Annotated in this window: 14 protein-coding genes and 1 tRNA gene; 7 read left to right on the forward strand and 8 right to left on the reverse strand. The window is 47.5% G+C overall.

The annotated features are described in order from the left end of the window. Positions 1-120: 120 nt before the first annotated feature. Positions 121-1,503: a glycoside hydrolase family 76 protein gene (locus C7B65_RS14290; protein ID WP_073069737.1), complete on the forward strand. Its 1,383-nt coding sequence runs from the start codon at positions 121-123 to the stop codon at positions 1,501-1,503. Positions 1,504-1,713: 210 nt separating this feature from the next. On the opposite strand, the gene C7B65_RS14295 is transcribed toward C7B65_RS14290, so the two are convergent. From C7B65_RS14295 to C7B65_RS29285, 5 genes are all read right to left on the reverse strand, one after another. Next, the gene (locus C7B65_RS14295) at positions 1,714-2,697 is read right to left on the reverse strand and encodes a hypothetical protein (RefSeq protein WP_106254041.1); all 984 of its coding nucleotides are present in this window, start codon (positions 2,695-2,697) and stop codon (positions 1,714-1,716) included. Between the two features lie 23 nt (positions 2,698-2,720). After that, entirely contained in the window at positions 2,721-2,978 is a 258-nt protein-coding gene (locus tag C7B65_RS14300; RefSeq protein ID WP_073069738.1) for a DUF1816 domain-containing protein, read from the reverse strand. Positions 2,979-3,308: 330 nt separating this feature from the next. Continuing rightward, positions 3,309-3,393, reverse strand: a tRNA-Ser gene (locus tag C7B65_RS14305). A 12-nt stretch (positions 3,394-3,405) separates the two neighbouring features. Continuing rightward, positions 3,406-3,912 (reverse strand): SDR family NAD(P)-dependent oxidoreductase, encoded by a 507-nt coding sequence (locus tag C7B65_RS29280; RefSeq protein WP_219898554.1) that lies wholly within the window; start codon positions 3,910-3,912, stop codon positions 3,406-3,408. 8 nt (positions 3,913-3,920) lie between these two features. Beyond that, positions 3,921-4,214 (reverse strand): SDR family NAD(P)-dependent oxidoreductase, encoded by a 294-nt coding sequence (locus C7B65_RS29285; RefSeq protein WP_073069740.1) that lies wholly within the window; start codon positions 4,212-4,214, stop codon positions 3,921-3,923. Positions 4,215-4,524: 310 nt separating this feature from the next. Between C7B65_RS29285 and C7B65_RS14315 the strand changes: the two genes are divergently transcribed. The 3 genes from C7B65_RS14315 (at position 4,525) to C7B65_RS14325 (ending at position 8,321) form a co-directional block, all read left to right on the forward strand. After that, positions 4,525-4,875: a CU044_2847 family protein gene (locus tag C7B65_RS14315; protein WP_073069741.1), complete on the forward strand. Its 351-nt coding sequence runs from the start codon at positions 4,525-4,527 to the stop codon at positions 4,873-4,875. 19 nt (positions 4,876-4,894) lie between these two features. Further along, entirely contained in the window at positions 4,895-8,017 is a 3,123-nt protein-coding gene (locus C7B65_RS14320) for a S1 family peptidase (RefSeq protein ID WP_073069742.1), read from the forward strand. A 115-nt stretch (positions 8,018-8,132) separates the two neighbouring features. Beyond that, positions 8,133-8,321: an addiction module protein gene (locus C7B65_RS14325; RefSeq protein ID WP_073069743.1), complete on the forward strand. Its 189-nt coding sequence runs from the start codon at positions 8,133-8,135 to the stop codon at positions 8,319-8,321. 64 nt (positions 8,322-8,385) lie between these two features. On the opposite strand, the gene C7B65_RS14330 is transcribed toward C7B65_RS14325, so the two are convergent. Next, entirely contained in the window at positions 8,386-8,955 is a 570-nt protein-coding gene (locus tag C7B65_RS14330) for a DUF3172 domain-containing protein (protein WP_073069744.1), read from the reverse strand. 166 nt (positions 8,956-9,121) lie between these two features. Here C7B65_RS14330 and C7B65_RS14335 point away from each other — a divergent pair, with 166 nt between their 5' ends. Both C7B65_RS14335 and C7B65_RS14340 read left to right on the forward strand, forming a co-directional pair. Further along, complete coding sequence (locus C7B65_RS14335) at positions 9,122-9,751, forward strand: vWA domain-containing protein (protein ID WP_073069745.1); 630 nt, start codon at positions 9,122-9,124, stop codon at positions 9,749-9,751. Between the two features lie 71 nt (positions 9,752-9,822). Further along, positions 9,823-10,452 (forward strand): precorrin-8X methylmutase, encoded by a 630-nt coding sequence (locus tag C7B65_RS14340; protein ID WP_073069746.1) that lies wholly within the window; start codon positions 9,823-9,825, stop codon positions 10,450-10,452. Positions 10,453-10,458: 6 nt separating this feature from the next. Here the strand turns inward: C7B65_RS14340 and C7B65_RS14345 are convergent, their stop codons facing one another. Next, the gene (locus tag C7B65_RS14345; protein WP_073069747.1) at positions 10,459-11,277 is read right to left on the reverse strand and encodes a zinc metalloprotease; all 819 of its coding nucleotides are present in this window, start codon (positions 11,275-11,277) and stop codon (positions 10,459-10,461) included. 372 nt (positions 11,278-11,649) lie between these two features. Continuing rightward, on the reverse strand, positions 11,650-12,471 hold the full coding sequence (gene dapB, locus C7B65_RS14350) for a 4-hydroxy-tetrahydrodipicolinate reductase (RefSeq protein ID WP_073069748.1): 822 nt from the start codon (positions 12,469-12,471) through the stop codon (positions 11,650-11,652). A 182-nt stretch (positions 12,472-12,653) separates the two neighbouring features. Between dapB and bchI the strand changes: the two genes are divergently transcribed. Beyond that, positions 12,654-13,754 (forward strand): magnesium chelatase ATPase subunit I, encoded by a 1,101-nt coding sequence (gene bchI, locus C7B65_RS14355; RefSeq protein WP_073069749.1) that lies wholly within the window; start codon positions 12,654-12,656, stop codon positions 13,752-13,754. Positions 13,755-13,782 lie beyond the last annotated feature (28 nt).

Consider the following 13,782-nt stretch of genomic DNA (forward strand, 5'->3'; position numbering starts at 1 on the left):
TATTCGCAATTTTTAATGGGTATAACACCCTTCTTTTGGAAGTCTTATTCGTTTAATCAGATACCTATCCTGAAAGATGAACGATCGGCTACTTTAAAAGCAGGGTCACTGGAGATCACCATGAGTCTTAATCAAACAAGTCGCGAACAGACAGAAGCAGGCATCAAGGCACTACAAAGCTTCTACAACGCCAGCACTGGGCTTTGGAACACGACAGGCTGGTGGAACTCAGCAAACGCGCTCGAAACGACGATCGACTATTGTCGATTAACCAATTCGCTCACTTATCGAAGCAATCTCTCCAACACTTTCGAGAAAAATAAGCGCGGTAACTTTCTCAATGAATTTTACGACGATGAGGGCTGGTGGGCACTCACCTGGATCAAAGCCTATGATCTGACGGGCGAACAGCGCTATCTAACAATGGCAAAGACGATTTTCAACGACATGAAAGGCGGTTGGGACTCGACCTGCGGGGGTGGAATCTGGTGGAGCAAACAGCGCAAATATAAAAACGCGATCGCGAACGAATTGTTTTTAGCGATCGCAGCAAAACTGCATTTGCGAACTTCAGGAGATGCGGGTGCAGGCAGCTATTTAGACTGGGCCCAACGAGAATGGAACTGGTTTAAAAACACTGGAATGATCAATCGTGACAACCTGATTAATGATGGGTTAGACAGCACTTGTAAAAATAATGGGCAACTCACCTGGACTTACAATCAGGGCGTAATTCTAGGCGGATTAGTAGACTTGTATCGCAGCACTAACGATGGATCACTAATTAGACAAGCACAAGCGATCGCCGATGCCACCCTTCGAGCCTTAGCACCTAACGGCATTCTAAGAGAACCTTGTGAGCCAGACTGTGGCAAAGATGGTGCCCAGTTTAAGGGCATCTTTATTCGCTATTTAGGCGATCTTTATCAAGTCACCCAGCAGTCAGCCTATAAAGACTTTATTTTGAGAAATGCCAACTCGATCTGGTCGAACGGCCGCAATAGTGCCAATCAGTTTGGACTCTCTTGGGCAGGTGCGTTTGACAGCGCTGATGCTGCCCGTCAGTGCGCGGCGATCGATGCCCTAAACGCCTCGCTGGTTGTGACCACCGAAGCCATCACCTATCAAGCCGAAGATGGCATCTTGCATCAGCTTGTGATTGAGGCAGCCTACACGGGCTATCACGGCTCAGGCTATATTGCCGGATGGAATCGTGAGGGTCAGTGGGTTGACTTTAAAGTAAATGCTGCGTCTACGGGTTTCTATACGCTAACGTTTCGCTATGCGGCGGCTGGAGGAAACGCTTCTCGCTACATCTATGTGAATGGAAAAAGCATCGCTGATAATCAGATTTTTCCAGGGACTGAAAATTGGAGCCGTTGGAACAGCATCACGATCCCCAACATCTCGTTGAATGCGGGGAGTAATACTATTTCTGTGATTTTTAATCGCGATAAGGGCAGCCGTAATTGGTTAAATTTAGACGAGTTAACTATTCGCTAAGAAATCTGTGTAAGGGCATGGCACTGCTGTGCCCATTGAGATTGAAAATAACCGATCGTATTTAATCCACGATCGTAAAAACTTCGGCATTGCAGAACGATGGGATGAAATGGCTGTAGGGGTAGCGCCCCCGTGCCTACCCCTGACGGAGGGCAACCACAGGGGGATTGCCCCTACCCAATCATCCCTATTCAGCAACGCCAAAACTTCTTAATCGAGAGAACGCAGCAGTTGCCGCAAAGCTGCCTCATCTCGAAGATCCACCGCTTCACTAACCCGTTGCCATAACCCTACATCGGCTCGATAAATGCTCAGGGCTGACAGGGCAATTTTGGCAGTCTGAATTCGACCCTCTGCAATCAGAGACAGCAAAAACTCGATCGCGTCATCGTGTCTGAGCATCGCGATCGCCATCAGCCCAGTTTGTTGAAGCTCTGGCGATCGGATCTGTTTCCACCAAGTTTGCAAAATCTCAACCGCCTCTGGCAATCGCGTTTCTCCCAAGGCTAGAGCGGCGACTTCTGCGAGTTCGGCATCTTCTGCGATCGCGTCTTTTCGAGCATAGAGGCAGCGAGACACGAGCGGCAGCGATCGCTTTGGATCAAGCTGAAGCAGCGCCATCAGACATTCAGAGATCACAGACGGCTGATCCCCAACTAGAACGCGCATTCTCAATAAAGGAATTCCCTGATCGCTGCCGTTATAAGCGATCGCTCTTGCTGCCGCGATCCGAGCTTCTGAAGCAGGATCAGCCAGCAGATCCGCAAGCTCACTTAGGACGTGAAAATAATTCATCCTCACCAGAGCCAAGGCACAGGCTCCTCTCAAAGCGGCGGCTGTGTCTTCTTTGCCGCCTCTAGCGGCTTCCATCTGCCGATGTCGAATCCCTTGTAAGAAAAGGGTTTCGTTGCTGTGATCGAGTCGATAGAGTGCTTCGGCAATTCGCATTTTTGCCAGACATCCGGGATCGGAGTCAGATCCACTTGTCATGAAGCGATCGAAGGCTGCAACCAATTCAGGGATCAGCGAATGTAACTCAGATTCACCAATTAGCTTCGCGGCTTGCGAGACGGCAACCGAATATTTGCTGTTCAGCACTTGACTGAGTGTTGTGATCCCCACGTCTGAGCTGGGGTCGGCTCGAATCTCGGCCAGCAGCGCGATCGTGTCTTCAAGCTTGCGCGATTTTGCCATGTCGTCAGTCTCCGCAGAACGCCTTATTCCACTCCTGACGCGCAGCTTGTGAGTTCTACAGGCTTACAGCGCTTGATCTCGACGTTGATTCCCTGTGCGCCTTCTCCTGTCAGGTCTTCGACATAGCCTGAATGAGCGGATTTTGCCTCCGCCGGGTCATCAAACGGGCCAAAATAGTAGGTGCAGTTAGGTTCTGCCGTCTTGATCTCTACCCACCAAGGAGTAGACATCGCTTGCATAAATCCCGATGTAATTTCCTTGAAGACGTTCAGTAATTTCATAGAAAGCAATTAAGACTGAGGTAAAGGTTTTTAGGCTGATTGTAGAATCTCACTGTCTATCATGCCCTCTGTCAAATCTGCGAAAACAGGAAAGAGCATGCGATCGTAGACATTAGATCTTAAAACTGTCCAGTATCTAGCTAACATTCTTAGCTGAATTTAGGCAAGTATCTTTAGACATTAAATTAATGAGTCGTTATTTGACCGACCCAAATGACATTAGTACTTTTTCGGTCATCAGTCTGTGCTGTCGGAAACGTTTTAAGCCTGGCTTTAGAAGACTAAACACGACTCTGGGAGTGATCAGCGACTTTATTTATTTCAATTCAACGGAGAGGGAGGGATTTGAACCCTCGGAACCTTTCGGTTCATCCGATTTCAAGTCGGACGCGATCGACCACTCTGCCACCTCTCCAGCAGTCAGATATTATATTAACCTAGTCGAGAGCATTGAGGGAGGCGCGTGAAAAATTAGCGGCGATCGAGCCTGTTCATCTAGCAGTTCACAAGTTGCGGTCACGATCGCGGCTGGGCTGACTTGACGCAAACAGTTGTGATGTCCTTCGGGGCAAATGCTTTTATAGCAATCTTTGCAGGGCACATCTTGAAAAAGCAACCGATGAGGCACCTGCCAGGGCGAACGATCGAGAATGAATGGCGGTTGCATTCCTCCAGCAATCACAGCCGTGACTTTCACTTTATGGGGACGGGCTTCGACGTGCAGAGCATAGCTGAATCCTAGCAATCCCCATTTGCTGGCGTGATAAGCAGAGGCGTTTGCCCAAGCGCGTTTTGCAGCAGTCGAAGCAATGTTAACGATGTGACCACTTTCGCGTTGCTTCATGTGTGAAATTACCGCTTTTGATAACACAAACGGCGCGCGAAGATTGACTGCTAAAATTCGATCCCAATCCTGAATCGCAAGGTCTTCGATCGCAACCGTTAAATCCGTCCCTGACCATGTTGACTAATAATCTTTTCAACCGCAGATAGAATCTGATGTTCATCAGTAATGTCTAATCGCATGGCGATCGCTTTGCCGCCCTCTGCCCCGATTTCTGCCGCCACTCTTTCAGCCTGGTCTTCGCGAATATCTGCCACGATCGTGATCACGCCTGACGCGGCTAATGTTCGACAAATCGCTTCCCCCAATCCCTGTGCGCCTAATAATTCGGCAACTTGCCGCGTCACGGCTTTTGCAATTTGCTTAAACTGACTTGACCCGTCTTGCGTCATGTTATCGCCGGGATGAGTCGAGTTTTTTGAGTTCGATGGCTTCGTGATTCACCACGATCGCGGTTGAAGAATGGCTTGAAACTGCACCGATTCGCTTTGTTGGATTTGAGGAGGTTGGCTTACTCAAAAACAGTAGCGACCGTTTGGTGTGGCAGGTGGCTCAAACCCATATTCCTTAGCTCTATTTCCCTCATTGGGTGGTCAGCTTCGCGATCGCAGTTGAGAAACATTTCGTTGGCTTCGTTTTGGTATTTTAGAAGAAAAGCACTTATAATTTTCTTGGGATATAATCAGCAGATCGCTCAATGCAATGGATAATTCCAAAGAATCTCGAATTGAAAATATACCAGTGCAGTTAGAGAACGGGTCTCTCATCAGAGTTGAAGCAACTGTTATTGGCTCTAGTATTCAAATTGGCGTTGAAGGTGAAGAGATTGAGTCAGATGTGGGAGCAAGGATTCAATCACTTAAAGAGGTCACTGATGCGATCGAGGGAATCGCTGGTTCAGTCGTTGAAAGCCTCAAAAAGTTCAAAACCAGCAAATCCAGCATCGAGTTTGGTGTTGAGTTCGGCTATGAGTCTGGGCAGCTAACAGCTTTGATAGTCAAAGGCACTGGCAAAGCAAATCTCAAGATCACAATGGAGTGGACTAAAGAATAGATAAAAAAGGAGTGTGTACGTGGCTGACCAGTCAATTTATGAGTTGTTTCAAGATTGCACCGTCCGGATAAAAACATCTAGGGAGAAAGGAACTGGTTTCTTCGTTGCTCCAGGAAAAATTTTAACTTGTAATCATGTACTAGAAGTAGCTAAAGACAATGAAATAGAAATTTATTGGAAAGATAAGAAATTTACAGCAGAGGATATAGAGAAGATTGATCGTGTAGAGAGTAAAGAAAGAGATCTTGCACTTCTCACAATCTCTCACATGGAACATCCATGTGCATATCTAGATAGAGAAGCTGATCCTCATGACCAACTCTACAGTTATGGTTTTCCTGATGAAGGTGGTTTCTCAATCAGTCCTACTTGCGAAGGAAAAAGTAAGCACGGGCAGTTTCTTACTATAAAACATGAAAGCATTAGACATGGATTGAGCGGTGCTCCACTACTGAATCGACGCACTTGGAAAGTGTGCGGAATTATTAAAAGCAGGCGGAAAGCAGATTTAATTTTGAATGTTTTAGAAGTGGTGGGTGGTCAAGCCATTCCAACAAAAGTGATCTTTGATCAATGGATTGGTTTAGAAAGTGAACACGATGGGTTTCACTACCGCGATACTCGTTGGCGCTCTCTAATTCCCAGGGCGATCGGAGAAATTATTTTTGGCAGACGACTGTTTACTTTTTTGTCACGAGTGGGGGTTAGGGTTGATCCCCTACCCTTCAATAAGGACATTCCTCAACCAATTGCCCTACAGAGTCCACTAAGCCTACCGCCTCTACGTCCCGATTTGCTGGGTCGCAGAGTAGAACTTGAAGATCTAGCATTTGCACTGAAACGCGAAGGCAAAGAAAAAGTAGCAGGTTTTTGGGGCAAGCCCGGAGTTGGGAAATCTATGCTACTCAAGGATTTTGCTCATCATAAGATTGCATCAGAATTTCCTGACGGTGTAGTGTATGTGCCAGCAAAGCGATTTTATATGGAAGCAGATTTACTTGAAGAAATTTTCTACCATTTTAACGAAAAGATTCGTGGTATCAAGTTTGACCTCAAGAAAATTGAAAGTACGTTACAGCTTAAGAAGATATTGATTCTGTTAGATGATGTTAGGCTGCCGCTGGATCAAATTCTTAACTTACGCGAGGCGATACCGAAATCAGCTTTCGTGTTCACACGGGAAGATGATCCCTCCAAACAAGGTGAACGTGCATTTGAACTTAAAGGCTTCTCCGAAGAAGAAGTGTTTGATTTAGTTGCCCAAGAGCAAGCGATTGGACGACCATTAACTGAAGAAGAACGTGAGGCTTTTCTAGGCAAAAAACCGTGGGGCGAATTTCTAATAGGTGAAGAAGATCGTCAAGCAGCTAAGAGCCTTTTAGATAAGTACGAGGGGCATCCCTGGAAAATTCGTCAAGCAGTCAAACTTGCAAGAGACCAAAATAAACCATTGAAAGATATTGCTGAGACAATCAAAAAAGACCCATCTGCAATATCAATCACTCAGCGAAGAATTCAATCTTTACCAGAACCCGCCCGTCGAATCTTAAAACAACTATCTGTTTTAGGTGTAGCAGGAGCAGCACTTCTAATTTCCATCTCCCGTTCTGATGCTGCTGACATTCCCAATATCGAACAGCATTTGAGTTCATTAATTCAACAGGATCTCATTCAAGTTTCTGATTCTCAGTACAGACTGACCTCCAATATCAGCGAAATTTTGAGTCAAGAGTCAGACCTAAACGAGTTGAAAGAAAAGGCTCTGGACTATTTCAAAGGATTTGTCGAGCAGAATCAGGTAGAGCCTGATTTGGTCTTTCAAGATGTTGATGCCATCTCAAACATTTTGGAATGGGCTTTTGAGTCTGGTCGATATACTGATGTGATTAAACTTGGTCAAGGTTTAGAAGCAGCACTCGTATTCAACGGATTGTGGGGAATGTGGGAACGAGTTCTGCAATGGGAACTTCAAGCCTCACAAGCACTCAACGATGGACAATCTATATCTTGGGCATTACATCAGCTTGGCACACGCGCCCTGTCTCTGGGCGACAGTAGCGCTGCTCGTTCTCGTCTCACACAAGCACTGACTCTTCGAGAATCACTAGGGGATACAGACGGTGCTGCTGTTACCCGTCACAATTTGGGATTATTGGCACCACTGCCGATCGTTTCCCATCTCATGCCTCCAATTACTGTTGGCACTGTAGCTGCTCTACTACTGCTCGGCTTTTGGTTGATTCCTGACCCCTGTTCTCGTGGCTCAACAATCTGGCGGTTGCCTATATTGAATTGGCTGAGTTCTTATTTTTTTCCTGAGAATTGTCTCCTAAACGAAGCTACGCTGAAAATTCCCGCCAAACCCAAAACTCTTGAGCCAACACCTTGTGTGATACAAGGAACTGAAGTATTCACCATTACACAAACCAAGGATAGTTTTAAGGGAGAAATCTCCTATCTTTTAAGGGGAAACCAAAAAAGAACTTTAGTAGAAGGAAATCGAACGAAAAGTGGCTGGTTCTCAATGAAATCTGTTGAACCTCAGCTTGACGAATGTTTCATCACTTTTGATGGAGAACAGATTCAAGGTCTTCCTTTCTCCAGAAAACAAGGAGAAATAGTTGGAGGTGTAAGTGCTGATGAAGTCTTAATTGATGAGAAGACAAAGAAGATTAAAACTGACAAATCTCAAGGAGCATCAGGGGCATTTCGGATGCTTGAAACTTCACCCAACATCTGGGCGCTTGAGATTCCTGAAGGAAAAGAGTTTAGGCTAAGACCATCTACCCAACCTAGCTCAGTTTCTAGCCCTGTCCCCTCACGGAGAAGTTCCCCAACACCCCAAAGTCCTTCAGTACCCGAAGCTGGACAAGAGCCGGAAGGTAATTCTGGCTCAAATCGAGTCCCAACAGTACCACCTGCACCAGATCCACCCATTGAATCAATCCCCGACCAGGAGCTTCGAGATGCTCTAAATGTTGCAGTGAATAACAAAAATTGGAGCAGAGCGATCGCACTCGTAGACAGGTTGCTTAAAAATGCGTCCCCAAAAGAAGCCAAAGATTTGCAGGAATACCGAGTAGTGCTAGAGAAGCGACTGGTTGAATCCTTTAATAATCCAGTGCAGACACCGAAGAACTAATCTTTGTCAAGTCATGTGTCGAAACTTTTATTAAATGCAGGAAGTACTATATTTCCTTTCCTCTCGCACAGCGGCTATAACTTTTATCATAATTCAGTTCCTTCCCATAGTAACAATGACCATTTCTCAACCGCTATCTCCTCCGCCAGGATTTGAGCAACTCACTGAAATACAACAAATTGATTACGTTCAACAGCTCTGGAATTTGATAGTTACCGCAGATGATGAGCTACCTATTCCTCAGTGGCATCTAGAAATCGTAAATGAACGTGTTGCCTCGCAGAGCAATTTATTAGATGGCTAAACGAAAACGATCGAGGGGACGTTACACAACAGTCCCTTCAAATCACAGCCCCATAACAGACTGATCAGAATTTCTCGTTTTCTGGTGGAGCCGCACCCGATCCTGGCGCAGCGAGGAAGAGATTTTTCGCGCTATCGCTCTGATAGACACAATCGATTTTAGGATTGCTTTCTAGAGCGCCGACATAGCTGAAGGTGTTCATGCGTTGACGGCAGGCGCGAACTTGCTCAGGCGTAATCAAATTGCGCTGCTCAAGCACCTGCCAGCTAGCACTCCGCAACACGCATCCCGGTTGAGTGTTCGCCTGAGCCACGTAAACCTTAAACGGGTTGAGCGTCACAAAAAAGCGGGTTTCTAACGCGATCGCACTCGCCCCATTTTGAATGCAGATTTCTGCGTTGGGTGCCCTCGCATCAATTTGCACGTTGCTAACCACGCTGGTGTCACTGGTCGAAGCCGTCGAGCTAAACCCGATGCCCACACCAATGCCGAGAATAAAAATGCCCGCAATGATAAAGAGAGAGGTGTAGTTAAACGGCGTTTTCGGCTTACTCTGCTTGCCTTTATCGGGCGGAGTGTAAGCCTCATCATCTCTTTCGTAATCGTAGGAACTATTTTTGGGTCTACGTTTCATGGTGGCTTGGCAAATTGAGAAACTATGCGAGAGTGGTTAGCACTCTTTTGTCTAACAGTATGACAAATCTCGATGCCGATTGACCGAGATTCTCGTCTCATCAGATTGGCAGAAATCGCGTATCCTAGACTCACCCTTGGGTTATTCTACGCCGACTCTCTATTCTATGTCTGAAGCGCTCTTACAAAACCGCGACTATACGATCGTTGTTGCCAAAACTGCCGCCAATCTGCTTAAAACGCCACCTGGATATGAGCAGCGTTGGTTAGCCGCCCACGATGCGATCGTGTCGCTGGCTCAACAATGCGAAGCTTTTGATCCTGACGGCATCACCGTTTATATCTCTTGCCGAGATGAAGCAGCCCTGTTTAAACGATATAAGCAAGTGTTGCCCAATCAAGTCACCGCGATTTTTGACGCTCACTATCCGCCAGATACGCTTGATTTGCTCAACGTGCTGCAATCTGCCCTGGATGACTATTTCACCCGCAAGGCGGCTCACCAGACAAAGCCCAACGGCGAGATGATTCTCGTGTTGATCGATGGAGAACCGCCCGATCGCATGGCGATCGCAAAACTGATTATCCATACGACTGAAAAACTCGACCAAGACCACGAACTCGGCATCGGCTTTCTTCAGCTTGGAGATGACTTTATTGCCAAAGGGTTTCTCAACGCTTTAGATGAAAACCTCAAGTCAGCAGGTGCCAAATTTGACATTGTTCACACTCAGGCTTTTGCAGAAGTCAAGCCTGACACACTCACGGGATTTCTGCTCGATGTGCTGAATGACTGAGCGCTGAAACTGTCACAACCTGGTAAGCTGAAGGCGGAACTGGATACTTGCAACTACCGAGTTAAAACCCTATGGAGTGGCACGCATCAGATGCCCAAAGTCTCGCGATTATCGATCGTGAAATTGGCGACCACATTTTCTCACCCGCAGAATATGAGATTGTTCGTCGGGTAATTTATTCGACCGCAGATTTTGAGTATCAATCTCTGATTCGATTCTCAGAATTGGCGTTGCAATCGGGTGCAGCCGCTCTTGCTGCCCGAACGACGATCGTGGTCGATGTGCCGATGGTGCAAGTGGGCATTACGACCAATATTCAAAATACGTTTGCAAATCCTATTTATTGCAGCATGGAGGCAATTACGCGCCCCCAAAAAGAAAAGACTCGTGCGGCGTGGGGCATCGAAACGTTAGCAAGACGCTACCCTGAAGGAATTTTTGTGGTTGGCGAGTCTCAAACCGCCCTCTCTGCCCTCGTAGAACTGATTGAATCTGAAGAAATTAAGCCTGCGCTGGTGATCGGCACCCCGTCTGGCTTTGTGGATGTCGAGGTAACTAAGGCTCGTCTCAACGATTCTCTCATTCCCCACATCCGCACTGAGGGGCGCAAAGGCAGTGCAGTCGTGGCAGCCGCGATCGTCAATAGTTTAGTCGATCTGGCGTGGCAAGCTTATGGGCGTGAAGGTAACGGCGTGGGCTGATGGGACTTAATAATCAACGCTGCGACGGCTGCTCGATCGTCGCCCCGTTTTGCGCGGACGGCGATTTTTAGAGGCACTATTTTGCGTGCGCCCCGATTTTTTGCGAGGGGGCTTGGGTTCGTCATACTCACCTCGTCTGCGGGGCTGATCGTCATCGTCAAGAAGATCGTTAAACTCAGGGTTTGTGTCTAATTTACGGCTCACTGACTCAAATTCATCGCGCCGGAGATAGGGATAGTCACTCACCCAGACTCCACATCGGGGCACAAAGATATCGGTGACTTTAGCAATTCGACTCAGATCAGGGCGATTGGAAAGCACCACCATTTCTGCGGTGTCGCCAATCGCGATCGCTTGATGTTCTCGCTTGATCGGCACCTGTAGCTCTTCTATAAACCCAGATTCGTCTTCGACAATCAGATTCAGCTTGCGTTCTCGGTTTTCGACCACGACTAACTCGCCGCGATCGTTCACCGTTTCTTCTTTACCAACCACTTCGTCTGATATGTAGACATCGGTTACCTCACCGCGCAAAAAGCCTGCATATTTATAGCGGCGATATTCACGATTCTTCAAACCTGCTTGCAGAACAGGTCGCCAGAGCCAATAGACCAGGGCAAAGAGTCCTAAAAAGAAGCGAAGCCCGCGCAATGCTCCGATCGGCAGCAGCCAACTCACCAGCAAAATCACCGCCAGCGCCGAAATTGAAATCAGCACCCGCAGCAAAAAATCGGAGAAGTTGCCCCAAAAGTAGGCATATTGGGCACCTGTCCCTACAGCAGGGATTAACTGTTCTAACTTTTTGCGACTGAGAGGAATTAGCATCGGGTGAAATCAAAAAATCAGTCTGGGTAATATTAGCCTAATACCATTTTGGGTTGGGAAAGGCTGATGATTGTCGTCATTCTAGCGATTTCAGCCTGTTTGCGGATTGGTTGAATGCGATCGATCACCCGTGATCAGAGAGATACTACGGATTCTTTGAGCCAGCCCAGAATTCTTGTCCTAAAAATCAAGTACTTTTCGTGAGGGATAATCGGAATCTATATTCCACAATGAGATCAAATCAGAGGAACGCAGGTCGGAAAAACTAAGCAATTAGGGGGCAACTGAACTTGTTTAGTAATTTTCGGTTTAACCTGTTCTTCAGATGAACTGCCTGACTCCGGGGGCTTTAGGAGTCAGGCAATTTTTTGTTTAAAGTAATTTTTCTAACCCATAGACCAAGGTTTTGAGCGCGAGAACTTTGCGAATCGAGAGCAGCACACCGGGCATATAGCAAGCGCGATCGCTCGTGTCGTGCCGCAGCGTATAAATCTGACCAGGGGCACCAAAAATCACTTCTTGGTGAGCAATTAATCCCGGTAAACGAATACTGTGAATGCGAATGCCTTCATCGGACTGGCCGCCTCTCGATCCCGGAATTTTTTCCGTCTCCTCGACGATCGGCACATTAAAGGTTTTGCCCAACTCCGCCAACATCTGAGCCGTTTGCACTGCTGTCCCGCTCGGAGCGTCAGCTTTTTGATTGTGATGTAGCTCAATAATTTCGACGTGATCGAAGTATTGAGAGGCTTTGATCGCTGCTTGTTGAAGTAGCACCATCCCGATCGAGAAGTTTGGGATCAGCAAACATCCGGTACTTGCCTTGTCTGCAAACACCGCTAACTCGTGAATTTGTTCAGCGCTCAACCCAGTCGTGCCGACCACGGGGCGAACTCCGTAAGCGATCGCCGATCGCACATTGCCATAAACCGCATCGGGATGTGTCACATCGACCACAACGCCCAATTCTTTCTCTTGAGACAGCATTGCCATCATCGACTCATAATCATTGGTGATCGGCACTTCTAGCGCCCCGCAGCCAATTACCTCGCCAATGTCTTGCCCATTCACGTCTGGGTTTCGCGCTACGGCTCCGATCAAAGTCATATCCCTCGCTTGAGACACCGCCTTGACAATTTCGCGTCCCATTTTGCCTGTGGCACCATTCACAACAACCGGAATCTGACTCGCCATAATGTTAGAACCGTTTTGAATAACCTACGGGCATTTTAGAATTAAGCGATCGGATTTCGCTCTGTTTAAATCTGTTTTGTAAACCACGCTTGTGAGCGACTCAACGCCTCTACATTCGGTGCGCGGTGTAGTCTACAATTGAGTACGCTGATTAAAACTTCTTTGATTTTGCAGGTAATCTCGTGACTTTTACGACAGAAGCTACTTCCCAGAATGGACGCTCTACCGTGTCGCCCGCCCCTCGTCGCCGTGCGGTCTTTCCCTTTACTGCGATCGTCGGTCAAGAAGAAATGAAGCTGGCGCTACTGCTCAATGTCATCGACCCCAAAATCGGCGGGGTGATGATTATGGGCGATCGGGGTACTGGCAAATCGACGACCATTCGGGCATTAGCAGATCTGCTGCCAGAAATCGAAGTCGTCGCCGATGATCCCTTTAACAGCCATCCCAGCGACCCTGAAATCATGGGCGATGCGGTGCGGCAACTTGTCGAGAAGGGCAGCGAAGTCTTGGTGACGAAGAAAAAAGTGATGATGGTCGATCTGCCACTGGGAGCCACCGAAGATCGGGTTTGCGGGACGATCGACATCGAAAAAGCGCTCTCTGAAGGAGTCAAAGCTTTTGAACCTGGCTTATTGGCGAAAGCAAATCGCGGCATTCTCTACGTTGATGAAGTCAACCTCTTAGACGATCACTTAGTCGATGTCTTGCTAGACTCCGCTGCGTCAGGCTGGAACACCGTTGAGCGAGAAGGCATCTCCATTCGCCACCCGGCTCGGTTTGTGCTGGTCGGTTCTGGCAACCCCGAAGAAGGAGAACTGCGCCCGCAACTGCTCGATCGCTTTGGTATGCACGCCGAAATTCGCACCGTTAAAGAGCCTGTGCTGCGAGTCCAAATCGTCGAACAACGGACGGAGTTTGACCAAAATCCTCAAGAGTTTTTAGAGAATTATCAACCTCAGCAAATTGACCTTCAGGAACAGTTGGTGAATGCTCAAGAACGGTTGAAAGCGATCGAGATTGATTACGATCTGCGAGTCAAGATTTCTCAAGTCTGCTCAGAGTTAGATGTTGATGGACTGCGCGGGGATATTGTCACTAACCGAGCTGCTAAAGCGATCGCTGCTTTTGAAGGTCGCACCGAAGTCACAGTTAGTGATATTCGTCGAGTCGTTACCCTTTGTCTACGTCACCGTTTGCGAAAAGACCCGATGGAGTCGATCGATTCTGGCTACAAAGTTGAGAAGGTGTTTAATCAAGTGTTTGGGCTTGAAGCCGCATAAAGCGTAAAGGGACGGGGGATAAAATAAA

The organism is Phormidesmis priestleyi ULC007, from assembly GCF_003003695.1.
In the GTDB taxonomy this organism is placed as follows: domain Bacteria; phylum Cyanobacteriota; class Cyanobacteriia; order Leptolyngbyales; family Leptolyngbyaceae; genus Phormidesmis_A; species Phormidesmis_A priestleyi_A.

Bases quoted from the DNA above. Each gene is read 5' to 3' on its own strand.
- C7B65_RS14290 (WP_073069737.1), top strand. From the start codon at position 121: ATGAGTCTTAATCAAACAAGTCGCGAACAGACAGAAGCAGGCATCAAG.
- C7B65_RS14295 (WP_106254041.1), bottom strand. From the start codon at position 2,697: ATGGCAAAATCGCGCAAGCTTGAAGACACGATCGCGCTGCTGGCCGAG.
- C7B65_RS14300 (WP_073069738.1), bottom strand. From the start codon at position 2,978: ATGAAATTACTGAACGTCTTCAAGGAAATTACATCGGGATTTATGCAA.
- C7B65_RS29285 (WP_073069740.1), bottom strand. From the start codon at position 4,214: ATGACGCAAGACGGGTCAAGTCAGTTTAAGCAAATTGCAAAAGCCGTG.
- C7B65_RS14315 (WP_073069741.1), top strand. From the start codon at position 4,525: ATGGATAATTCCAAAGAATCTCGAATTGAAAATATACCAGTGCAGTTA.
- C7B65_RS14325 (WP_073069743.1), top strand. From the start codon at position 8,133: ATGACCATTTCTCAACCGCTATCTCCTCCGCCAGGATTTGAGCAACTC.
- C7B65_RS14330 (WP_073069744.1), bottom strand. From the start codon at position 8,955: ATGAAACGTAGACCCAAAAATAGTTCCTACGATTACGAAAGAGATGAT.
- C7B65_RS14335 (WP_073069745.1), top strand. From the start codon at position 9,122: ATGTCTGAAGCGCTCTTACAAAACCGCGACTATACGATCGTTGTTGCC.
- C7B65_RS14340 (WP_073069746.1), top strand. From the start codon at position 9,823: ATGGAGTGGCACGCATCAGATGCCCAAAGTCTCGCGATTATCGATCGT.
- C7B65_RS14345 (WP_073069747.1), bottom strand. From the start codon at position 11,277: ATGCTAATTCCTCTCAGTCGCAAAAAGTTAGAACAGTTAATCCCTGCT.
- dapB (WP_073069748.1), bottom strand. From the start codon at position 12,471: ATGGCGAGTCAGATTCCGGTTGTTGTGAATGGTGCCACAGGCAAAATG.